Below are 20,811 nucleotides of genomic sequence, written 5' to 3'. Positions count from 1 at the left end.
CGGAATGGCTTCCGGCTCGACGCTGAACGAAACGACGTGAGTACCCGGCTCGCGGCAGCCGATGACGATCGACTCGACTCCCGGTGGTAGCGAAACGACGCGAGCGCCGGTTCGAATTCCCACCGATTCGCGAATCCATCATGTTTTTCTCACTGTACCGGCATTCATACGCCGATGGAGCGACCGGTGACCGAGGCCGACCTCACGTTCGACCACGTCCCCCAGACCGACCAGTCCTTCGAGAACGCACTCGAAAAAGCCCGCGACGGCGACCGGCTCACCGTCGACGACGCCATCGAGCTGTTCACGACTGGCACCGACAGCGAGGGCATCGACCAGCGGCGCAAGGAGCGAGTCCTCGAGGCCGCCGACCGCCGGCGCGCCGAGGTCGTCGGCGAGGAGGTTACCTTCGTCGCCAACCTGAACAACAACGTCACGACCGCCTGCAACGTGGGCTGTCTGTTCTGTAACTTCAAGGACGCCGCCCACACCTTCGAGAGCGACGCCGAGGTCGAGACCGCCGGCTTCACGAAGACGCCCGACGAGTCCCGTGAAATCGTCGCCGACGCCGTCGATCGAGGCATCTACGAGGTCACTTCGGTCTCCGGTCTCCACCCCGCATTCGCGCTCGACGCGGAACACCGCGAGATCCTCGAGGCCCACCCCGAGCCCAAGGAGATCAACTACAAGCCGCCCGAACGCTACGACACGAGCCCCGGCACCTACACCGACCAGATCGCGGCGATGAGCGTCGACGGCGTCCACGTCCACTCGATGACCCCCGAAGAGGCCTACCACGCCCGCCGCGGGACCGACTGGTCCTACGAGGAGGTCTTCCGACGGCTGAAAGACGCCGGCCTCGACACCGTTCCCGGGACGGCCGCCGAGATTCTCGTCGAGGAGGTTCGCGACGTCATCTGTCCCGGCAAGATCGGCACCGAGGAGTGGCTCGAGGCGATGGAGGCCGCCGCCAACGTCGGCCTCGGAATGACGGCGACGATCATGTACGGCCACGTCGAGAACGAAGCCCACCGCGCCCTGCACCTGAAACGGATCCGCGATCTGCAGGACCGGACGGGGAACATCACCGAGTTCGTCCCCCTCTCCTTTATCCACCAGAACACGCCGCTGTTCGAACACGACGTGGTCTCGAGCGGCGCGAGCATCGACGAGGACGAACTGATGATCGCCGTCTCGCGGCTCTTCCTCGACAACGTCGACCACGTCCAGTCCTCGTGGGTCAAGTACGGCGACGAACAGGGGCTGAAGATGCTCTCCTGCGGCGCCGACGACTACATGGGAACGATCCTCTCCGAGGAGATCACGACCCGCGCCGGCGGCGAGCACGGCGAGTTCCGCTCGTTCGAGGACTACGTCGAGATGATCACCTCGATCGGCCGCGTCCCGGTCGAGCGATCGACCGATTACGAGACGCGACGGGTCATCGACCCCGAGGACCCGCCGTTCGGTCCGCAACTCGGGCCGAAGGCCGACGGCACGCCACTGCTCACCGCGGACGAACGCGCCGAGCGGGCGCTACCGGCCGACGACTGAGTCGACGACTCGACCGCCGACTGCGCGCGGCACAGCACTTATTTTCCGTCTCGGTGTGGCGCCCGTATGCGACTCGATAACAAGACGGCATTTATCACGGGCGCGGGATCCGGCCTCGGCCGCGAAGCGGCGACGCGGTTCGCCGAGGAGGGAGCGACGATCGTCGCCGCCGATATCGACCTCGAGAGCGCCGAGGAGACAGTTGATCAAGTGGAAGAAGCAGGCCAGGACGGAGCCGCCGTCGAACTAGACGTCCGCGACGCGGACGCGGTCCACGCGACCGTCGACGAGGCGGTCGAGGAGTTCGGCCTCGATATCGTGGTCAACAACGCGGGCGTGAGCCACCAGCGCACGAAGATCGAGGAGATCGACGAGAGCGAGCGCGATCGGGTCATCGACGTCAACGTCAAGGGCGTCTGGAACGGCTGTCACGCCGCGATTCCGCACTTCAAGGAGCAGGGGTCGGGCGCGATCGTCAACACCGCGTCGCTGGCGGGCGTCATCGGCGCGCCGGAACTCGGCGCCTACTCGCTGTCGAAGGGCGCGGTCGTCAACTTCACGCGGACGGTCGCGGCGGAGGTCGGCCCGGCCGGCGTCCGGGCGAACGCGGTCTGTCCGGGCGTGACGGATACGGCGATGCCCCGGAAGAACCGCACTGAGGCTGAGTGGGAGACCGCCAAGGAAGAGATGGCTCGCTACTATCCGCTCAAGCGCCTCGGGAGACCCGAGGACATCGCCAACGCGATGCTGTTCCTGGCGAGCGACGAGGCCGACTGGATCACCGGCCAGGCGCTGGTCGTCGACGGCGGCTTCTCCTGTTCGTAACCGGGATTCGGCGTCGAATCGCTCTCGAGCGTCGGCGCGGCGTTCGCCGCGGCGACAATCAGCGGCCGACGGCCGACTTGAGCACCGCCCGATACCGCCGTCCGGCCTCGTCGTCGGCCGCGAGGGCGTCGCGGATCGTCGGCGAGATCCACTCGCGATCGGCGTTCGGATCGCGGTCGCCCGCGGCGCCCGCGGTCCCGTCGGCGGCGACGCCGTCGAACTCGTCGGTTCGAAGCTCCTCGGGCAGGAACCGCTCGTAGACCGGGAGTCGCTCCCCCAGCGGCAGCTCCGCCGAGTCGGCGATCTCCTCGAGTTCGCGTAGGGCGGGCCACTCGTACTCGGGGTTGATGTGGTCGTCCGTCACGGGCGAGACCCCGCCCAGATCGTCGACGCCGCAGTCGATCAGTTCCTTTGCGGGCGCGAGGTTCGGCGGCACCTGAACCGAGATCTCCTCGGGGAGGGCGACGCGAGCCATCGCCGTCACGTGGCGCATCGTCGCGAGGTCGGGCGAGCCCTCCGACCAGCGCTCGTTGTCGACGACGGGCTGGACGATCACTTCCTGGATGTGGTCGTAGCGCTCGTGCAGTTCGCGGATCGCGAGCAGGCTCTCGGCTCGGTCGCGCCACGATTCGCCGATCCCCACGAGGATGCCGGTCGTGAAGGCGACGTCGAGTTTCCCGGCGTTCTCGATCGTTCGCAGGCGCTGGCCCGGTTCCTTGCTGCGCGGGCCGCCGTGGGCCTGAACCTCGGTGGTCGTCTCGAGCATCACACCCATGCTGGCGTTGACGTCCGCCACTTCGGCCATCTGCTCGCGGGTCTGATCGCCCGGATTGGCGTGGGGAAGCAGCCCCTCCTCGAGGGCGACCTCGCAGGCCTCGCGCAGGTAGCCGTGAATCGAGTCGTGGCCCCACTCCTCGAGTTGCGCGTGGATCTCGGTGTAGCGGTCGTCGGGGTCGTCGCCGAAGGTGAACAGCGCCTCGGTACAGCCCGCGTCGGCCCCCCGCTGGCAGATCTCGCGGACCTCCTCGAGCGAGAGCAGCGAGGCCTGTCCGGGTGGATCGAAGTACGTGCAGTAGGTACAGGTGTAGCGGCAGGCCGTCGTCAGCGGCACGAAGACGTTTCGCGAGAAGGTCAGCGCGGGCGGCGCGTCGACGTCGGCGGGCGTGACCTCGAGGAGGTCCTCGACCGCCGCGTCGTCGACCGCGATGTCGACGCCGTACTCGCTCGCCCCGGGGAACATTACCTCCGAATCCCGGCGCTCGATACATAAGCTCTTCACTTCCGGACGGCTCACCGAGCCGGCGAGGGTAGAGGCGTCGACCGATCGCAGTTGCAGGCGGCGAGAAGGGCGGCAATCGATTGTATTACGTCAGTGGTCCAGCAAAGGGAGATCCGTATGCTCGATATCGCACTTCACACCGGTACAGAACATCCCGACCTCCTGTGGATCCTCGTTCCCAGCCTCCTGACGTTTATCTCGGGGCTCGGCCTCAGCGCGTACTCGGATCGGATCCGTGCGCGGTTCCGTCCCGAAACCGAGCCGACGACCGAGTGACGGCCGTCTCGGTCGTCTATTTTCGAGTGTTATCCGTCACCGAGTAGCAACGCCGTCCGTCGACTGCGTTACTCTGGACAGGATTCTTCGAGTCGTGCGACGGTCACGCGGCCGTCGGTTCGCTCGAGTTCGAACCCGAACTCGCGGAGCCGGGCGGGCGCGCGGTCGGTCTCGGTCCCGTGGACGAGCACCTCGACGAGGTCCGCGGGCTCGTCGACGTCGGTCCCCAGCCGGAACGAATCGACCGTCTCGAGGGTCGCCCCGACGTCGCGGGCGATCTCGCGGTGATCGAGGTAGGACGCGCCGTGGTAGTCGACGCGAAACTCGGGGTGGTCGACGACGAGCGCGTTCGTCCCGGCGCCCCGACCCGGGACGACCGCGACGTCGGCCGCGACGGCGAACAGCGCCTCGAGCGCGACGGCGGTCGTCAGCGCGAGATCGGCCATGACGACGGCCACGGGGTCATCGTCACCGCGCTCGGGCAGCCGCGCGTTGACCGCTTCGGTGAGCGGCCGTTCGTCGACCGCGACCGCAACCGCGTCCCGGACGTCGGCCTCGAGGTCGAGCGTCGCGGGGTCGAGCGGCGCCGTCGCGAGGACCATCGGCTCGTGGCCCGCCTCGACGACCGCGGTCAGAACGTCCGCGAGCATGGCGCGCGCGAACGCCGACCGCTCCGGGGGCGTGAGGACGTCGGCGAGCCGGGTCTTCGGCTCCGTCGCGGCGAACGGGACGACGACCTGCATCGACGGTCGCTAGGCCGGACGGAGGCAAAAGCACGTCGAACTCGGGCTCGAGTCCGGCTCGGGTCGAGCGCGCCGACGGGGCCAGTGTCCCCCGTCGTGCCCCCCGACACGAGTGCGATCGCTGGCGCCGTCGAGTGTCGAAAGAAAAGCGAGCCTAGAACAGCGGCTCGAGTTCGTCCTCGTCGTCCTCGACGAGTTCCTCTAAGTTCTCCTCGCTTTCCTGCTGGATGTCGTCGATGTTGTCCTGGGCCTCGATGGCGACCTGCTGGAGGCGCTTGATCCGGGGAACGTTCGTCACGCCCGAGAGCAGGATCGCCGCGGCGACCTCCGGCTCCTCGCGGGGGTAGTCGCCGCCGCGGACTTCCATGCTGCCGGTTTCCTCTTCGAGCCACTTCCGCCCGCGTTCAATGCCTTTCCGGTTGAGATACTCCGAGGGGCCGGCGAGTACGAGCAGCGCTCGCTCGGTGCCTTCGATCTCGCAGGGCAGCGTCAGCCGTCCGAGTGCGGCCTTGCGGACGAGGCTCGTGATGCGGTTGGTCGTGTTCGCGGCGTCGAGATTGTCGTCGCCGCCGCCGTCGCCGGTAAACCGGGAGAGCAGGCCTCCGCCGGTGTTCAGGTCGACTTCTTCGCTGGCGAAGCCGACCGTGGAGACGCCCCCGCCCGAGAGCGTGTTAATGATCTCGGAGGAGTCGACCACGGATTCGGCCACCTCCTGGCCGTCGCCGACCTCGCCGGCGCCGAAGAGGATGCCGAATCGCCGGACAATCTCCTCGTTGATCTGCTCGTAGCCGCCTTCGACGGACTCGCCCGTCTGTCGCCACGAGTCATTGTCGAAGACCATGAGGTTGTCCACCTCGCGGACGAACGTCTGGAACGAACGGGCCGCGTTGAGCGTGTAGATGCCGCCTTCGTCCGTACCCGGCAGGACGCCGAGTCCGTAGACGGGGATCGTGTAGATTCGCTTGAGATGTTTCGCGAGCACCGGGGCGCCGCCGGATCCGGTTCCGCCGCCCATCCCGGCGACAACCAGAAACGCGTCGACCTCGTGGGTCGGAATCGCGTCGATGGCGTTTTGCACCTCGTCGATGTCTTCCTCGGCGACTTCCGCGCCGAGCTCGTTGTCTGCACCCACGCCGTGGCCCTTTACCCGGGCCTGGCCGATGAGTACTCGATTCTCCTGTGGTATATTCTTCAGGCCCATGAGGTCCGCTTTCGCGGAGTTAACGGCAATCGCCGCGCGGACGATTCCGCTACCCGTCCGATCGTCGTAATCGAGGAATCGATCGACGATCTTGCCACCAGCCTGTCCGAATCCGATCATCGCCAGCTTCATAGTTTGTCAGGGGGCTCCGTTGAATTGGTACAGAGTGATTAAGGACATAAGTCTTTTGTTGAGCTGAATTTCTCTTCTTCTTCGGGGTTCGCGAAAATCGCAAGCAGGCGTCGGTCTCGACTGCGAGTTTTCACGAGAGAAACGCATCGTGAGCGATGAAGCGACTGTGTTTTATATTAAATGTTTGGGCCGACTGGTCCAGCCGTAAATCAGGGGGGCAATCGCCGGACGGCGATCTCGGCTCGGGCGCGGATCACGGCGACGGTCGGGACGCCTGCCGTCGGCCGGCCGCGTCGACGCCGAGATACGACCCGAGCGTTGTCAGTTCGTCCTCGGAGACGCCGAACGCGGAGACGTCGTTGGTGACGACGGTGTTGTTTATCTCGAGCGACCGGGCCTGATCCGCGCCGAACGGGAGGAACGGGACGGGATCGATCGCGGAGAGTCCGAATTTCGCCAGCGACATGGGGATCGAGACGATGGAGACGGATTTCCCCTCAGCCGCGTAGGACAGTTCGGTCGCGTCCGCGAGCGTGACGATCTGGGGACCGGCGATCTCGTAGGTCTCGCCGACGTGGGTATCGTCGTCAAGGACATCGGCGAGCATCGGAACCAGATCGCCGACCCAGATCGGCTGGAACCGCGTCTTTCCGCCGCCGGGAAGCCCCGTCACGTACGGCGTCGTCAACTGTTTCGTGAACTCGAGGAACTCGGCGTCGTCACCGAACACGACGGAGGGACGGACGATGGTCCACGCGAGCCGCGACTCGGTGACGACGTCCTCGGCAGCACCCTTGGTGCGGAGGAACTCGGTGTCGGCGTCCGGATCGGCCCCGAGCCCGCTCATCTGGAGGAATCGATTGACGCCGCCGTCTTCGGCCGCCCGGACGAGATTCGCCGTGCCCCCGAGGTGAACCCGCTCGTGGGCGTCCTCGTCGGGAGGCTGGTACAGCGGCGAGAGCGAGACGAGGTTGACGACGGCGTCGTGACCCGCGACCGTCTCGGCGATCGAGTCGTAAGCACTGATGTCGCCCGCGACCCGATCGACGCCTGCGGGAAGATCGGCGTTGCTGGGATCGCGAGACAGCGCCGTCACCTCGTGACCCCGCTCGTGGAGCTCCGTACAGAGGGGCGTGCCGATGAAACCGGTACCGCCGGCGACGAGGATCTTCATGCCCGAAAGATGACGCCGCAGCGATAAATAATTGATCGCCTCCGTGGTTTGGCGGTCGGTCTCGATGGATTGTAATAGCCCACCCGACGACGTGGACGTATGCTGGTCACGCTCGAGGGACTGGACGGGAGCGGCAAGACGACGGTCTGGGAGACGCTACAGGAGCGCTATCCGGACGCGGTCTTCACGCGGGAGCCCACGAACGACTCCTGGTACGGCGACGCGGTCTACCGCTCGATCGGCGACGACGATGCCGACTCCCTGGCGGAACTGTTCCTCTACACGGCCGACCACGCCGACCACCTCTCGCGGGTGATCGAACCCGCCCTCGAGCGGGACGACCTCGTGATCTCCGATCGGTACTCCGACTCCCGGTTCGCCTATCAGGGGGCGACCCTCGAGGCGTCCGACCGCCTCGCCGTCGACGACCCGCTCGAGTACGTCGTCGACGTCCACGAACCGTTCTCGATCCCGCCGGACCTGACGATCTACCTCGACGTCGATCCCGAGACGGCCGCCGAACGCGCGGGCGCGACGAACAAGTTCGAACGCGCTGACTACCTCGAGTCGGTCCGCGATAACTACGAGCGACTTCTCGAGCGCGAGCCCGATCGATTCGTCCGCGTCGACGCGACCCAGGAGCCGGACGCGGTTCTCGAAGCGGTATTGTCCACGCTCGAATCGGCGCTCGAGGATTCGGACCTCGAGTCGCTCTAAGCCAGCGGTTCCGGCCGTATCAGTCGGTCCGGAACCGGACGAGCCCGCATCAGGCGACGCCCCAGAAGAATTCGATGCCGAGCACCGTCACCACCGAGAGCAGCAACTGCAGCGGCGCGCCGACGCGGACGAAGTCGGTGAACTTGTAGCCGCCCGGACCGTAGACGAAGAGATTCGTCTGGTAGCCGACGGGCGTGAGAAACGCCGTCGAGGCCGCGAAGGTCACCGCGAGTACGAACGCGAAGGGGTTCGCACCGATCTGATTCGCGGTCTCGACGGCGACGGGAAGCATCAACACGACGCTCGCGTTGTTGGAGATGACCCCCGTTATGAGCCCGGTCGCGAGGTAGAACACCCAGAGGACGCCGAGAACCGGCAGATAGGCGCCCGTCGCGGCGACGAGACTCCCGAGCAGATCCGCACCCCCGGTTTGCTCTAAGGCCATCCCGAGGGGGATGATGCCGGCGAGCAGGAAGATCACGTCCCACTCGACGGCGTCGTAGATCTCGGTCGGCTTGAGGACGCCCGTCGCGACCATCGCCACGACGCCCGCGAGCGCGGTCACGAGAATCGGGAGCGAAAGGGCCGACATCACCTCGAACGCCGCGACGCCGGTTGCGCCGGCGAGGGCGGCGCCGACCGCCCCCCAGGGAACGGCGACGAAGCCGACGACGCCGGCCATGATCGCGACCGCGTGCGGGATCTTCTCGCTCCGGTAGTCCGGTTCCTCGGGTTCGTGTGCGACGATGAAGTCGTCGTTCTTCGAGAGACGATCGACGCTGTCCGGCGCCGCCTGGACCAGCAGCGTGTCGCCGACGCGGATCCGGCGCTCGTCCATGTCCTCGCGAACCGTCTCGCCCCGACTGCGGAACGCCAGAACGGTCGCGTCGTAGCGCTGTCGAAACGTCGAACTCTCGAGGGACTCGCCGACGAGAAACGAGCCGCGCGGGACGACCACTTCGACGAGGGTCCGATCCGGTACTTCGTCGGGCTCTAACTCGGCGGCGGTCTCGGGGCTGCCCGAGAGTGTGAGCGTCTCCCGGTCGACGAACTGCCGGACGGTGTCGCGGTCGGCGCGCAACCGGAGCAGATCGCCGGCTCGGATCGTCTTCTGGCCGATGGGTTCGATGAACTCCTCGTCGTTGCGGACGACCTGCAGGATGTCGGCGTCGAACTCGACGTGATCGATGGCTTCCTCGACGGTCGTCCCGACAATCGGCGAGTCGTCGTTGACGACGACCTCGGTCAGGTACTCCTCGATCGCGTACTCCTGAACGTAGTCCTCCTCGACGGGGACGCGCTCGGGCAACAGTCGGTGGCCGACGGTCATGAGATAGGCGCTGCCGACGAGCAGCACGATAATGCCGAGCTTGGTGAACTCGAACATCGAGAACGGGTGGTCGAGCAGGCGCGCGGAGACGTCGCTCGCGAGGATGTTCGTCGAGGTCCCGATGAGGGTGAGCATCCCGCCGAACATCGACGCGTAGGAGAGCGGAATCAGGAGTTTCGAGGGCGACGTCTTCCCCTTGTGAGCGATGTCCGAGACGACCGGGACGAGGATGGCGACGACCGGTGTGTTGTTGATGAACCCGGAGATAGGACCACTGACGCCGATCGTCGCGAGCAGTTGTTTGTCGAGATCCTCACCCGCGAACGCCGACATCTTCCGACCGACGATCTGGACGACGCCGGTGCGGCTGATCCCCGAACTGAGGATCAACATCGCCAGCACGGTGATCGTCGCCGAGTTCGAGAACCCGGAGGTTCCCTCCGCGGTCGAGATCTGCGTGAAGTTCACCACGCCATCGGCGCCGAGTACCATCAACAGCACCATGACGAGGATCGCGGTCACGTCGATCGGCAGCAGTTCGGTAACGAAGAGGACGAGCGCAAGTAGAATGATCCCGAACACGACCACCATCTCGGGCGTCACCCCGAGCCCGCCGGTCTGAGCGGGCAGTCCAACGACGCCGTCGCTGTGGAGAACCTGACCGAACACGGTTGACGTCCCTGACTCTCGACCGACCCCGCTTGAAGCTCCCGATTCGGAGGTGCGAATCGAGCGACGGCGGCTGCCTCCCGTCATTGCGTCTTCATCTCCGGCGCCGACCGCGCGTTCGCCGTCCATCGGGTGCAAAGGAAGCTCGAGTCGGCGTCGGGCAAAGGCTTTAGTCGTGCCATAGAGTACCACACTATCGATGGTCCACGCGTTCATCATGGTGAAGACGGCCGCCGGAGAGTCCGAGGGGCTACTCGCGGAGATCAGGGGCCTCGAGTCGGTGATCGACGCCCACATCGTCGCCGGCAACTACGACATCATCGCGGAGGTCGACGGCCAGGAGGTCTACGATGTTCTCGAGACCGTTTCCTCGAGCGTTCAGGGACTCGGCGGCGTCAGCGACACGAAAACGTACATCGCGATGGGGTGAGACGAGCGGCCGAGCCGCGCGACGGCGACTCGAACCCGGCAGGACGACAGCCCGTTTCCGTACGGGGGCGTGCCGTCTCCGACCATCGCTCGCCGCGGTCGATTGCCCGAGCCAGAGTGACGAACGCGTAGTCCCGCGGTTGCGGCTATCGAACAACTACCATGGTACTCGGGGACAAACTTATTCACGGGGGCGAGCGTACCCCTGTTCATGCGGTTCGTGATTATCGGGGCAGGACGGGTCGGCCTGCGCACGGCGCGCGTCTTGCGCGACGAGGGCCACGAGGTAACGATGATCGAACGCGACGAGGCGAGAGTTCGCCGCGCTCGCGACCAGGAGTTCCCCGTCGTCGAGGGCGACGGCTCTCGTGAGGACATCCTCGAGGACGCCGGCATCCGCGACGCCGACGCGTTGGGCGCGCTGACGGGCGATCTGAACGTCAACTTCACTGCCTGCATGATCGCCAAACACTACGACTGTCGGACGATCATGCGCATCGACGAGGCCTACCGCGAGGGGATCTACCGCAAGTACGCCGATCAGGTCGACGAGGTGATCTACCCGGAGCGCCTCGGCGCGATCGGCGCGAAAAACGCCCTGCTGGGCGGCACGATCCGCGCGATCGCGGACATCGCCCCCCACCTGCAGGTCGTCGAACTCACGATCACCGACGCGGCCCCCGTCAACGGCTACACGATCAGCGAACTGCAACTCCCCGCCGACGCGACCGTCCTCGCGTTCGGCAAGCGCGGCCGGGACCTCGGGCTCCCCGACGCGGACCTCTCGCTCGAGGACGGCGACCGGCTCATCGTCCTCGCGGACTTCGACGTCCTGAGCGAGGTCCGCCAGCTCCTGGTCGGCGAATCGGCGGCCCAGGCGGCCACGAACGCGGGGACGGGCTCGAGTTCCGCGGCGACGGACCTGTCGTCGGAGACTGATACCGGAGGTGTCAACTGATGGTTACGGCATTCATCATGATCAAGGCGAACACGGGCGAGGCGGATCGACTCCAAGACAGCATCGAGACGATCGACGGCGTTCAGTCGGCCTACATCGTCGCCGGCGACGTCGACATCATCGCCAAAGCGCAGGTCGAAACTCCCGCCGCCGTAAAGGAAATCGCGGCCACCAAGATCCAGGGTATCGACGGCGTCGAGAACACCCAGACGTACATCGCAATGGACTAGAACCCAACTTTTGCGCTGCGGGCCAGCAAGCTGGCCCTCGGCAAAACTTGGATGAAAAGCACTCCTCCTTCCATTTCACTCACTTCGTTCGTTCCATGTCAGTCGTCGGCCCGAGCGCGAAGCGCTCGGTGAACAGCATCGCTCGGGTTCTTCGAACCGCTCGCTCGCTGATGCTACGCCGGTGAAATGGTCTCCGGGTATCATCCCGATCGTTCGTTCGAAGTTCCCAAACTACGAAGATGGCCGGAAGCGCGACTCGAGCAGATGTGAGAGTCGCGCGACCCGGGGAAGGGCAGGCCGTCCCCCTGTCATTGACCGCGAGCGAGGCCGAAGGCCGAGCGAGCGGGCCGACGACCGATGTGGAGGCCTCGAAGAGGCCGAAACGGAGGGAGGAGTGCTTTTAATCGAATTTTTGCCGAGTGTGGTCCTACGCGACCGCACGCAGCGCAAAACTTCGTTCTATAGGGGCATTCCGCCGCTGCTCCCATCATTACTGTCTGCGGCCTGCTGGCCGCGGTTCTGGGCGTTCTCGAGCAGCGTCGCGGCCGCGCCCTGGTACTCGTAGCCGGGGATGATCCCCTGGGCGAACGTCCCCTCGACGAACTCGATGAGGGCCTTGGCGTCTTCGACGCCCTCTGCGGCGTCCCAGGCGATGTACTCGAGTGTGACGGTAACAGTGGCGGCGCTGCGGTCGACGGCGGGGCCCTCGTGGGTGCTCGTGTGGGCCACTGTGAAGGTGTCCTCGAGACGGCGCTCTAGGGTTTCAAACCAGCCGTCCTCGACGACCGAGGCGACGGTCTCGTCGGCGACGGCGGCGTCGAGCGTCGGGAGGGTGACGGTGATGTGAAACTCGCCGTCCCGTTTCCCCTCGGCGTCGTCGGCGGTGACGGTGGCGTCGAAGACGGTCGTCTCGAGGTCGTATCCGGCGCCGTCCTCGCGCGGGACGAATGCGTCGTGGGACTCGAGTTCGCGGGCGACGGGATCGGGAAGATCGGTCATCGTTCCTTCGAACGGCGGTGAGCGAAAAGGGTGTTACGCTGTCGCGCAGTCTGTCACGGTCGTTGACTATTGAATGGGACCGTTACAGGCAGGTAATCGCCCGAGTGCGGCGGGATTGTTTCACGAACGTAATCAGCCGTTTCCACGATAAATGACATGCATTACTACAACGGATATTGCCGTTTTTCGACGGCATGAGTCTCGATAGACACGCCGCCGAACGCCGCCGGTTCGCACGCCTCCTCGGCATCGACGGGGAACTCGGCTCCGGGCTGCCGATCGGAACGCCCTCGAGTCGGACCGAGGAGAAGAACGACAGCGATCATCGCGAACGGGATGCCGACCGATCGCCCGACGAGGAACCCGCTACTCGATCTCGCGATCGTTGAGGAACACGTTGATCGCCGTCGCGACTTCTTCGAAATCCTTGACGGTGAGTCCGTCGGTCGTGACGAAGATCCCGTCGCTGTCGCTGGTTACTCTGACGAGAAAGCCGTTGTCGAAGACGCGAATGGTGTAGTTGTAGTCGCCGAGTTCGGAGTTGTCGTAGGCCGTCTGGGCCGTCTTGAAGCCGCGCCACTCGTGGCCGATAAAGGTCGACAGATCGGCGTCGCGCTCTAAGTCCTCGCGCAGGTACACCTGCTCGAAGTCGTCGCGCGTAAAGTAGGTGACAGAACGGAGGCTGTCGCCGATCGCCGTCCGACAGGTGGTGACGATCTGTTCCGCAGCCTCGTCCGTGAGCAACCCGGTAGGCATACCGGATAAATCGAACCGGGTGACCTTAACGACAAGGGGCTGGTTCGACTCGCTGAAAACGGCGTTCACCGCCGAGCGCTGTTTCACCGTCGAACGCTGTTCTACTACCAAACGTCGTTCTGTCCTCGAGCGCCGTCACTGACGCGACGACGGCGAGCGATCAGATCGCGTCGATCGCCCGATCGAGATCCGCGATCACGTCGTCGACGTCCTCGATGCCAATCGAGAGTCGCACGAGGTCGTCGGTGACGCCGCTGGCCAGTTTCTCCTCCTCGGTGAGCTGCTGGTGGGTCGTGCTCGCGGGGTGGATGATCAGGGTCTTCGCGTCGCCGACATTCGCCAGCAAACTCGTCAGGTCGACCTCGTTACAGACCGTTTCTGCGGCGTCGTACCCGTCCTCGAGGCCGAACGTGATCATCCCGCCGTAGCCGCCCTCCAAGTACTCCCGGGCGTTCTCGTGGGTCTCGTGGCTCTCGAGGCCGGGGTAGTTAACCCAGGAGACCTTCGGATGGTCCTCGAGGTACTCCGCGACGGCCATCGCGTTCTTGCAGTGTTTCTCCATCCGCAGCGGCAGCGACTCGAGTTTCTGGAGGGTGACCCAGGCGTCGAACGGCGACTGCTGGTTGCCCAGATCGCGCAGCCCGCGAGTCCGCGCGACGACCGAGAAGGCCGCCTCGCCGAACGTCTCGAAGAAGTTCACGCCGTGGTACGCGGGATTCGGCTCCGTAATCTCGGGATAGTCGCCCTCCGGCCACGGGAAGGAGCCGCCGTCGACCAGTACGCCGCCGACCGTCGATCCCGCGCCGTGGAGCCACTTGGTCGTGGAGTTCCAGACGAGGTCGGCGCCGTGCTCGAGCGGGCGGCACAGGTACGGCGTCGCGAACGTGTTGTCGACGAACAGGGGCACGTCGTGGTCGTGGGCGATGTCCGCGATGCGCTCGATATCCGGCGTCACGAGCGCCGGATTACCGATCGTCTCGAGGTGGACGAACGCGGTGTCGTCGTCGATCGCCTCTGCGTACGCCTCGTAATCGAGGGTGTCGACGAAGTTCGTCTCGATACCCCGCTTCGCGACGGTGTGGGTGAGGTAGGTGTACGTGCCGCCGTACAGCGACGACGAGGAGACGATGTTGTCGCCGACGTCCGCGAGGATGAACGTCGCGAGGTCGAACGCGGCCATCCCCGACGACGTGGCGAGCGCGCCGACGCCGCCCTCGAGCGTCGCGATGCGCTCCTCGAGCATCGCGTTCGTCGGGTTCATGATCCGCGAGTAGATGTTTCCGGTCTCCTCTAAGCCGAACAGGGCGGCGGCGTGCTCGGTGTCCTCGAACTCGTAGGAGGTGGTCTGATACAGCGGCGGCGCTCGGGCACCCGTCGTCGGATCGGCTACCTGGCCGGCGTGGACGCTGTTCGTGGCGAACTTGTTCTCGTCAGGAGTGTCTCCCATACCCGACCCATTGGCAGCCGTGAAGGTAAAACTGGGAGACGATCATGTTCGGGATTCCGACGCACGAGCCGCGCAGCGAAAAAACGAACCGAGTTGGAGTGGTTAGTGGAGTTGCGCGAGCACGGCGGCCACGAGGACGGCGATCGCGGCGAGCGCGGAGCCGGCGGCGAAGCCGGGCATCCCGTCGTCCGAGCCGTCGCCGTCCGCCCCGTCGTCTGACGGGGAGCCGTCGTCGTCGGATTCGGAGTCGTTGCCGCCGGGTTCGGAGTCGTTACCGCCGGATTCGGAGCCGTTGGGATCCGAGTCCTCGATACCGGCGTCGTCGCCGACGGTCAGCGTTCCCGCCTCGAGCGACGGGTCGACGGCGCCGCCGTCGTCGTTGTCGACCTGCATCGACGTAACGCGCAGGTCCGTTTGACTGGCGTCGGCGCCGGCCACGTCGATCATCGCCAGCGTGACGTTCGCATCGCCGGCCGTGACCGCGTCGTCGAGGTCGGCGGCTTCGACGGTGATGGTCTCCCCGTCGGCGCCCACGGCGGGGTCGGTCGTCAGCCCGAAGTGATCCGGGTAGCTGGCGTTCGTGACGGTCGCGACGTCGCCGTCGTCGACGGCAAGTGCGATCTTGAACCCGGCGAGTCCGTCGGGGGCGTCGGTCAGCGAGACGCGGAGACTCCCGGTCGAATCGGGCTCGACCGTCGTGTCGGAGACGACCAGCGCGGGCTCATCGCCGCTCGAGGCGCCGTTGGCCGGTGCGGCACTGTCGGCCGATGCGGCCCCGTCGGTCATCGCCGGACTCGGTTCGGTCGTCGGCGGCTCCTCGGCGGGCGTCGTCGCGGCGCCGGCCGAACCGAGCGCGACCGTTCCGAGGACCGTCGCAATCACGAGTGCGACGGCGAGCGCTCGGAACGCGCGCCTGCGGAGAGCCGAGCGGTCCCGTACTCGACGGCGCGATTCGGTTCCGGACATCGACGTGTCGGCGTCATATACCATCAGTTATAGTTCGTCGTAGAGGGCGACGACGTCGTCGTAGTCGATGCGACCGTTGTCGTTGAAGTCGAACGCCGCCTCGTTGAGCTGGACGGCGTCACCCTCGAGGTTCTCGAACAGCAGGGTAACGTCCTGGTAGTCGAGTCGGCCATTGCCGTTGACGTCCTCGAAGAGTCCGTCGCCGTCGAGGTCCGTCGGAGCGCGGCCCTCGCCGACCGGCGACGGACCAACGACCACGACGCCCGGGCGAGGCTGGGTGTCGATCGCCATCCCGTCGTCGTCGTCCAGCGAGTGGACCTCGATCGTAATATCGGTCGTCCCGGTCCCGACGCCCTCGAGTTCGAGCGTCGCGAGCGTGACGTCGTCCAGCGTCGCGCCGATCTCGTCTTCGAGGTCGGCAAAGCGGAACTCGACGCTCGAGCCGTCACCGTCGATCGACGGCCCCGAGGTCAGTTCGAGCGCGTCGTGGTAGCTGGCGTCGGTGATCTCAGCGACGTCGGCGTGCTCTACAGAGACGGTGACGCGACCGCCTGCGAGGCCGTCGGGGATCGACGAGAGCGTCAGGTCGACCTCGCCGGTCGCGCCGTGGCTGACGGCGACCGAGTCGGCGCGCAGGACCGCCGGCGGCTCGTAGACCCACAGCGCGTCGTTCTCGTACGTGCGACCGAAGGTACCTTTGTCCTCACAGAGGATGACTCGACCGTCGTCCATGACCATCACGTTGTCGACGTTGATCAGCGACTCGTCGAGGATCGACGTGGGATCGCTCTCGTTCGGGCCGACGACAACCGGTTCGAGTCGGGAGACGTTGTAATCCTCCTCGAGTTCGGCCCGGTAGAGGACGCCGGTCTGGACCTCGTCGAACCGAAGCTCGCCGTGCTCGTCGGCCATGGAGCCGCCGAGCGAGGAGATGCCGAAGTAGATGAAGTCGCCGGGTTCGGCCTCGTCGTGGGCGTCGATCCCTTCGGCCTTGTTGAACTCGATGCTGGCGCCGATCTCCTTGGCGGCCGCGCGGGTCTCGAGGAAGGGGACGCGACGCAGATCCTCGTCGACGCCGTCGGGGCCGCGTTCCTCGTACTGCTCAGCCCACTCGACGATCTCCTCGTCGGTGATGTAATCCTGGTTGCCGTTGATGGCGACCTCCTCGTCCGCTTCCATCAGTGCCTGGTCGAGGTCGTCGGCCCAGTCGGTCTCGGCGTGGGTCTCGAGGTAGTCGACCTGCGTGACGTCGTCGTAGTCGCTGATCCAGGCCTCGACTTCGGCGTTGCTCGCCGTTCCGAGCGGGAGCCACTCGATGTCGAGATCAGTCTCGGCGACCGGTCCCTCGCTGACCTCGGTTGCATTCATGGCGTACAGCGTGCCGCGGACGTCCATCCGGTCGTCGCACTCCGAAATCGGCTTCTCGGCGACGAACTTGTAGATGCCCTTCGCACCGCCGTCGGAGGCGAGATAGACCGTCCGTTCGTCGGGCAACACCTCGGGGCACTCCCACGCGGCGCGACCGAAGACATGGTGCTTGACCGGGGTCGGCACGTCGGCGGTCGGCTCGGTGACCTCGACGATCTTACCGTAGCGGTAGCGGTTCGGGAACGCCTCGTCGCCGATGGGACGGGGCGTGTTCGCGGTCTCGAGCCCATCCTCGCCCTCGACCTCGTTCTGATCGATCGGCTCGACGCCGAGGTGATAGGCGTGTTTCTCGGTGTTCCGGTTGTTGTGCAGCCCCATCGGGTACTCGTGCTCGTCGCCGAATAGCTCCTGGAGCGAGGAGTCGACCTCGAGAATGTTGGGTCGATTCCAGAACTCGCTGCCGCCGCGGAGACCGACGCCGCTCCCCTGCTCGACGATATCGCTAACCGTCGCGAGCCCGTTGACGCGCGGATGGCCGTACTCCTCTTCAGCCGACAATGGCGTCTCCCACGGACTCAGGTCGCCGTAACAGTTGACCTTCGTCCCGCCAATCTCGCGGAACGGTTCGGTGTTCTCGAGTTCCATCGCGTTCTCGAGATCGGCCTGCAGGTAGCCGTCCTCGTCCCGGTAGAGGGGCGTTCGCGTGATTCCGCCCGGTCGGATCTCGTTGTTGGTGAAGAGGTAGCCTTCAAGCCCCTCCTCGTCCGTCGAGACGAAGAAGTTCATGTCGGCCTGGTCGCCGATACCGTCGTACCCGTCCTCGGAAACGTCGACGAGTTCCTGCCCGTCCGGCGTCTGCGGGTGGCCGAACCGCTCGGTCCCGCCGTTGATCTCGTCGCCCGTCTGGACGAGCAGCCGGTACTCGCCGGCCGCCGAGAGGACCTGCTGTTCCTCGCGGTCCGTTCGCGGCGGCTCGAGCTCGTCGAACTCGTCGTTCTTGCCGTTGAACGTGAACCGGAAGTCGTCGAAGATGCCGACCCCGCCCGCGTTGAAGGGCTCGAGGTTGTCATCGTGCGGGCCTTGGAGACTGTAAAGGAGTTCCCCCGTATCGAAGACGAATGGTCCCGTTACTTCAGCGCCGAAGGCCGTCGTCGAAAACCGATCGATGTTCCCCTTGACGTACGGCGCCTCGAGCGTGTCGTGTTCCTCGGGATCCTCGTCCGCCCCCACGAGACCAACTGTCCCCGCGCCGACTGCCGCTGCCGCCGACGATGCCATCAGATTCCGCCTGGTAAATTCGACCATGCAGTAGAATCAATATTCGAGGAAGTAATGAGAATTTATAATAGATGGAAGTGAGATATTGTAGATAACAAATCGAAATTAACGGAAAGATACCGAACATAGCACTCTGACGTCTATTGATTGATACGCAGACGGGAGGGAGAGTACATAGCCGACCCGGCGTCGCGGGACGAGTCGAAGACCCGACGGGGCGTGGGTCGAGTAATTCGAGACAGGAACGCGCCGATCACGGCGTCAGCACAGCTCCGGCAGCGGACGGCGGAACTGCCGAAGAAAAGGGAACAAGGGTGTCGAACGGCAGCGGCGATCCGAGCGGTCGTCAGTCGAGACCGTGCGTCTTCACTTCGGTCCGGACCTCGTCGGCACGGTCACGGACCCACGTGAGGTAGCGCTCGATCTCCGTCGGCGTCGATCCGAAGAAGGAGGCGACCCAGTCACGGTCGGCCCACGGCAGCGTCATGAGGTAGGCGGCGAGAGTGTCCTTGCCCGCCTGGACGACCTCCGGCGGGACGCCGCGCTCGCCGGTACCCTCCTCGACGAAGCCGTTCACGTCGAAGTAGACGTCGGCGTACAGGCGGGCATCCGTGAGACTGTCGAAGGCGATATCGGTGTGTTCGGGCGCTTCGAACCGGTAGCGCTCGTCGGTGTCGTCGTCGACGATACGGACGTCGAGAACGTACTCCTCGACGACCCGATCGGCTGTTTCGGGGGCGGGGTCGGACGTGGACATTTCCGTGGATCCATTCGAGGCTGAAACAGTATTGAACGTTGATATGAGGACTATTGTCCGCTCGTGAGCGGTCGGTAGGGCTACTGGGATACCGGCGCGGTCGGTCTCGGGTTTCCCCGCGATCGTCCGCCGGCCTCAGGCCGCGCTTTTTAGGCCGCCGTCGTCGTTACGACCGTCAACGACTCCGGATGAACGTCCTGATCGTCCTCGGGCACCCCCGAACCGACAGCCTCTGTGGCGCGCTGGCCGACGCCTACCGCGACGGGGCGCTCGAGGCCGGTCTCGAGGTGCGGAAGCTCGTCGTCGCCGATTGCGAGTTCGATCCCGACGTTCGCGAGGTCTCGCCGACCGACCAGCCACTGGAGCCTGACCTGCGGGAGGCCCGGGACTCGATCGAGTGGGCCGACCACCTCGTCTTCGTCTACCCGAACTGGTGGGGGACGATGCCGGCGCGGCTCAAGGGCTTCTTTGATCGGGTCTTCACGCCCGGCTTCGCGTTCGTCGAGTACGACGAGGGAGAGGGCGCGGGACACGAGGGGCTACTGGACGACAAAACCGCCGAGCTGATCGTCACGATGGACATGCCGCCGTGGGTCTACCGCTGGATTTACCGCCAGCCGGGCAACAACGCCGTCAAGCGCGCGACGCTCGGCTATGCGGGAATCCGGACTACGCGGATCACCAATCTCGGCCCCGTCGAGGAGTCGACCGCCGAGGAACGCGGGGGGTGGCTCGAGAAGGCGACTCGACTTGGCGAGAGTCTCGCCAGCGGGCCCGATTCGCGGTCGACGCGCGTCCGCCGGCGGGCGACGGCGTGGCTGAAGGCGCTGCGGCTGCAGTTCTACCCGATGGCGTGGGTGGCCTACAGCATCGGCGCGCTGGCGGCCGCGGGGTCGAGCGGCGTCGGCTCGTCGACCGCCTACTGGCTGGGCTTCGCCTTCCTCTTCTTCCTCGAGGCGGCGACGGTGCTGTCGAACGAGTACGTCGATTACCCGACGGACCGCGAAAACGCGTTCGCCGGCCCGTTCACCGGCGGCTCGCAGGTGCTGGTCGACGGCGTTCTCGAGTTCAGTGACCTCAGACGGGGGATCGCCGTCGCGCTCCTGCTTGCCGTCGGGACCGGCGCAGCCGCGCTCGCGATCGGTCCCGGCTCGCCCGTGGCCGGGGCGGCCGTCATGGCCACGCTGGGCGTGCTGGCGCTCGGCTACACGCTGCCGCCGCTCGAGCTATCCTACCGGACGCTGGGCGAACTCGACGTGGCCGTCACCCACAGCACCGGGGTTCTGCTGGTCGGGTACGTCCTGCTCGGGGGAAGTGCGACCGACCCGCTCCCGTGGCTGCTGTCGATCCCGTTCCTGCTATCAGTGCTCCCGTCGATCACGCTGGCCGGCGTGCCGGACCGCGAGGCCGACCGGGCCGCCGACAAGGAGACGATCGCGGTTCGGTTCGGCGTCGACGGTGCCGCGAGGGTGGCGACGGCGACCGCGGGCCTGGCCTGTCTAGCGGCGCTCGTCTGGGTGGCGTTCGACGTCGGCGGCGGCGCCTACGACCCGCTGATCGCCCTCAGCGTCCCGCACGCGCTCGGGCTCTGCTGGCTCCTGCGGGATCGGCTGTGGGATCGAACGACGCCCGCTCGCATCGACGGGCTGATGGCCGCCGCGCTTTCGTTTCTGGTCTGGTTCGGCGTCGTCCCGCTGTTGAACCTGCTGTGAGACGAGAGAAC

Annotated in this window: 20 protein-coding genes; 9 read left to right on the top strand and 11 right to left on the bottom strand. The window is 65.9% G+C overall.

Translation table 11 applies throughout. The features are described from left to right. Positions 1-174 precede the first annotated feature (174 nt). Both cofH and EH209_RS09560 read left to right on the top strand, forming a co-directional pair. Entirely contained in the window at positions 175-1,554 is a 1,380-nt protein-coding gene (gene cofH / locus EH209_RS09565; RefSeq protein ID WP_126662699.1) for a 7,8-didemethyl-8-hydroxy-5-deazariboflavin synthase subunit CofH, read from the top strand. A gap of 66 nt (positions 1,555-1,620) precedes the next feature. Continuing rightward, entirely contained in the window at positions 1,621-2,379 is a 759-nt protein-coding gene (locus EH209_RS09560) for an SDR family NAD(P)-dependent oxidoreductase (RefSeq protein ID WP_126662698.1), read from the top strand. Between the two features lie 58 nt (positions 2,380-2,437). Here EH209_RS09560 and cofG read toward each other — a convergent pair whose 3' ends face one another. Further along, a complete protein-coding gene (cofG, locus tag EH209_RS09555) occupies positions 2,438-3,619 on the bottom strand; it encodes a 7,8-didemethyl-8-hydroxy-5-deazariboflavin synthase subunit CofG (RefSeq protein WP_126662697.1) in 1,182 nt (393 codons plus the stop codon). 156 nt (positions 3,620-3,775) lie between these two features. Here cofG and EH209_RS23985 point away from each other — a divergent pair, with 156 nt between their 5' ends. Further along, positions 3,776-3,934, top strand: a complete 159-nt coding sequence (locus tag EH209_RS23985) for a hypothetical protein (RefSeq protein ID WP_164722026.1) — start codon at positions 3,776-3,778, stop codon at positions 3,932-3,934. Positions 3,935-4,002: 68 nt separating this feature from the next. Here the strand turns inward: EH209_RS23985 and cofC are convergent, their stop codons facing one another. From cofC to EH209_RS09540, 3 genes are all read right to left on the bottom strand, one after another. Next, on the bottom strand, positions 4,003-4,677 hold the full coding sequence (gene cofC, locus EH209_RS09550) for a 2-phospho-L-lactate guanylyltransferase (protein WP_126662696.1): 675 nt from the start codon (positions 4,675-4,677) through the stop codon (positions 4,003-4,005). Positions 4,678-4,831: 154 nt separating this feature from the next. Next, positions 4,832-6,010, bottom strand: coding sequence for a tubulin/FtsZ family protein (locus EH209_RS09545; protein ID WP_126662695.1), 1,179 nt, complete (start codon positions 6,008-6,010; stop codon positions 4,832-4,834). A gap of 253 nt (positions 6,011-6,263) precedes the next feature. Continuing rightward, the gene (locus tag EH209_RS09540; RefSeq protein WP_126662694.1) at positions 6,264-7,184 is read right to left on the bottom strand and encodes a complex I NDUFA9 subunit family protein; all 921 of its coding nucleotides are present in this window, start codon (positions 7,182-7,184) and stop codon (positions 6,264-6,266) included. A gap of 99 nt (positions 7,185-7,283) precedes the next feature. Between EH209_RS09540 and tmk the strand changes: the two genes are divergently transcribed. Then, on the top strand, positions 7,284-7,901 hold the full coding sequence (gene tmk / locus EH209_RS09535) for a dTMP kinase (protein WP_126662693.1): 618 nt from the start codon (positions 7,284-7,286) through the stop codon (positions 7,899-7,901). Positions 7,902-7,950: 49 nt separating this feature from the next. On the opposite strand, the gene EH209_RS09530 is transcribed toward tmk, so the two are convergent. Continuing rightward, positions 7,951-9,822 carry an SLC13 family permease gene (locus tag EH209_RS09530; RefSeq protein WP_126663565.1) on the bottom strand — a complete coding sequence of 624 codons (1,872 nt, stop codon included), beginning with the start codon at positions 9,820-9,822 and terminating at the stop codon, positions 7,951-7,953. Positions 9,823-10,099: 277 nt separating this feature from the next. Here EH209_RS09530 and EH209_RS09525 point away from each other — a divergent pair, with 277 nt between their 5' ends. The 3 genes from EH209_RS09525 (at position 10,100) to EH209_RS09515 (ending at position 11,517) form a co-directional block, all read left to right on the top strand. Then, positions 10,100-10,330, top strand: coding sequence for an Lrp/AsnC family transcriptional regulator (locus EH209_RS09525; protein ID WP_126662692.1), 231 nt, complete (start codon positions 10,100-10,102; stop codon positions 10,328-10,330). A gap of 210 nt (positions 10,331-10,540) precedes the next feature. Beyond that, a complete protein-coding gene (locus EH209_RS09520; protein ID WP_126662691.1) occupies positions 10,541-11,287 on the top strand; it encodes a potassium channel family protein in 747 nt (248 codons plus the stop codon). Further along, a complete protein-coding gene (locus EH209_RS09515) occupies positions 11,287-11,517 on the top strand; it encodes an Lrp/AsnC family transcriptional regulator (RefSeq protein WP_126662690.1) in 231 nt (76 codons plus the stop codon). The genes EH209_RS09520 and EH209_RS09515 overlap by 1 nt, the downstream gene beginning before the upstream one ends. 459 nt (positions 11,518-11,976) lie before the next feature. Here the strand turns inward: EH209_RS09515 and EH209_RS09510 are convergent, their stop codons facing one another. Beyond that, positions 11,977-12,516, bottom strand: coding sequence for a DUF5813 family protein (locus EH209_RS09510; RefSeq protein WP_126662689.1), 540 nt, complete (start codon positions 12,514-12,516; stop codon positions 11,977-11,979). Between the two features lie 194 nt (positions 12,517-12,710). Between EH209_RS09510 and EH209_RS09505 the strand changes: the two genes are divergently transcribed. Further along, positions 12,711-12,905 carry a hypothetical protein gene (locus tag EH209_RS09505; protein WP_126662688.1) on the top strand — a complete coding sequence of 65 codons (195 nt, stop codon included), beginning with the start codon at positions 12,711-12,713 and terminating at the stop codon, positions 12,903-12,905. Here the strand turns inward: EH209_RS09505 and EH209_RS09500 are convergent. The 5 genes from EH209_RS09500 to EH209_RS09480 form a co-directional block, all read right to left on the bottom strand. Next, complete coding sequence (locus EH209_RS09500; RefSeq protein ID WP_126662687.1) at positions 12,883-13,272, bottom strand: DUF7522 family protein; 390 nt, start codon at positions 13,270-13,272, stop codon at positions 12,883-12,885. The two genes, EH209_RS09505 and EH209_RS09500, sit on opposite strands and share 23 nt — an antisense overlap. A 160-nt stretch (positions 13,273-13,432) precedes the next feature. After that, complete coding sequence (locus tag EH209_RS09495) at positions 13,433-14,719, bottom strand: O-acetylhomoserine aminocarboxypropyltransferase/cysteine synthase family protein (RefSeq protein WP_126662686.1); 1,287 nt, start codon at positions 14,717-14,719, stop codon at positions 13,433-13,435. A 102-nt stretch (positions 14,720-14,821) separates the two neighbouring features. Next, positions 14,822-15,709 carry a hypothetical protein gene (locus EH209_RS09490; RefSeq protein WP_126662685.1) on the bottom strand — a complete coding sequence of 296 codons (888 nt, stop codon included), beginning with the start codon at positions 15,707-15,709 and terminating at the stop codon, positions 14,822-14,824. A 3-nt stretch (positions 15,710-15,712) separates the two neighbouring features. Beyond that, on the bottom strand, positions 15,713-18,358 hold the full coding sequence (locus tag EH209_RS09485; protein ID WP_126662684.1) for an alkaline phosphatase PhoX: 2,646 nt from the start codon (positions 18,356-18,358) through the stop codon (positions 15,713-15,715). A gap of 319 nt (positions 18,359-18,677) precedes the next feature. Then, on the bottom strand, positions 18,678-19,088 hold the full coding sequence (locus tag EH209_RS09480) for a hypothetical protein (RefSeq protein WP_126662683.1): 411 nt from the start codon (positions 19,086-19,088) through the stop codon (positions 18,678-18,680). A gap of 188 nt (positions 19,089-19,276) precedes the next feature. Here EH209_RS09480 and EH209_RS09475 point away from each other — a divergent pair, with 188 nt between their 5' ends. After that, positions 19,277-20,800, top strand: a complete 1,524-nt coding sequence (locus EH209_RS09475; RefSeq protein ID WP_126662682.1) for an NAD(P)H-dependent oxidoreductase — start codon at positions 19,277-19,279, stop codon at positions 20,798-20,800. Positions 20,801-20,811 lie beyond the last annotated feature (11 nt).

The sequence above is a fragment of the Haloterrigena salifodinae genome (genome assembly GCF_003977755.1).
GTDB lineage: Archaea > Halobacteriota > Halobacteria > Halobacteriales > Natrialbaceae > Haloterrigena > Haloterrigena salifodinae.
This window is presented reverse-complemented; position numbering and strand designations above follow the sequence as displayed.

Excerpts from the sequence above, each read along its gene's own strand:
- cofH (WP_126662699.1), top strand. The coding sequence starts at position 175 with ATGGAGCGACCGGTGACCGAGGCCGACCTCACGTTCGACCACGTCCCC.
- EH209_RS09560 (WP_126662698.1), top strand. The coding sequence starts at position 1,621 with ATGCGACTCGATAACAAGACGGCATTTATCACGGGCGCGGGATCCGGC.
- cofG (WP_126662697.1), bottom strand. The coding sequence starts at position 3,619 with ATGTTCCCCGGGGCGAGCGAGTACGGCGTCGACATCGCGGTCGACGAC.
- EH209_RS23985 (WP_164722026.1), top strand. The coding sequence starts at position 3,776 with ATGCTCGATATCGCACTTCACACCGGTACAGAACATCCCGACCTCCTG.
- cofC (WP_126662696.1), bottom strand. The coding sequence starts at position 4,677 with ATGCAGGTCGTCGTCCCGTTCGCCGCGACGGAGCCGAAGACCCGGCTC.
- EH209_RS09545 (WP_126662695.1), bottom strand. The coding sequence starts at position 6,010 with ATGAAGCTGGCGATGATCGGATTCGGACAGGCTGGTGGCAAGATCGTC.
- EH209_RS09540 (WP_126662694.1), bottom strand. The coding sequence starts at position 7,184 with ATGAAGATCCTCGTCGCCGGCGGTACCGGTTTCATCGGCACGCCCCTC.
- tmk (WP_126662693.1), top strand. The coding sequence starts at position 7,284 with ATGCTGGTCACGCTCGAGGGACTGGACGGGAGCGGCAAGACGACGGTC.
- EH209_RS09530 (WP_126663565.1), bottom strand. The coding sequence starts at position 9,822 with ATGGTGGTCGTGTTCGGGATCATTCTACTTGCGCTCGTCCTCTTCGTT.
- EH209_RS09525 (WP_126662692.1), top strand. The coding sequence starts at position 10,100 with ATGGTCCACGCGTTCATCATGGTGAAGACGGCCGCCGGAGAGTCCGAG.
- EH209_RS09520 (WP_126662691.1), top strand. The coding sequence starts at position 10,541 with ATGCGGTTCGTGATTATCGGGGCAGGACGGGTCGGCCTGCGCACGGCG.
- EH209_RS09515 (WP_126662690.1), top strand. The coding sequence starts at position 11,287 with ATGGTTACGGCATTCATCATGATCAAGGCGAACACGGGCGAGGCGGAT.
- EH209_RS09510 (WP_126662689.1), bottom strand. The coding sequence starts at position 12,516 with ATGACCGATCTTCCCGATCCCGTCGCCCGCGAACTCGAGTCCCACGAC.
- EH209_RS09505 (WP_126662688.1), top strand. The coding sequence starts at position 12,711 with ATGAGTCTCGATAGACACGCCGCCGAACGCCGCCGGTTCGCACGCCTC.
- EH209_RS09500 (WP_126662687.1), bottom strand. The coding sequence starts at position 13,272 with ATGCCTACCGGGTTGCTCACGGACGAGGCTGCGGAACAGATCGTCACC.
- EH209_RS09495 (WP_126662686.1), bottom strand. The coding sequence starts at position 14,719 with ATGGGAGACACTCCTGACGAGAACAAGTTCGCCACGAACAGCGTCCAC.
- EH209_RS09490 (WP_126662685.1), bottom strand. The coding sequence starts at position 15,709 with ATGGTATATGACGCCGACACGTCGATGTCCGGAACCGAATCGCGCCGT.
- EH209_RS09485 (WP_126662684.1), bottom strand. The coding sequence starts at position 18,358 with ATGGTCGAATTTACCAGGCGGAATCTGATGGCATCGTCGGCGGCAGCG.
- EH209_RS09480 (WP_126662683.1), bottom strand. The coding sequence starts at position 19,088 with ATGTCCACGTCCGACCCCGCCCCCGAAACAGCCGATCGGGTCGTCGAG.
- EH209_RS09475 (WP_126662682.1), top strand. The coding sequence starts at position 19,277 with ATGAACGTCCTGATCGTCCTCGGGCACCCCCGAACCGACAGCCTCTGT.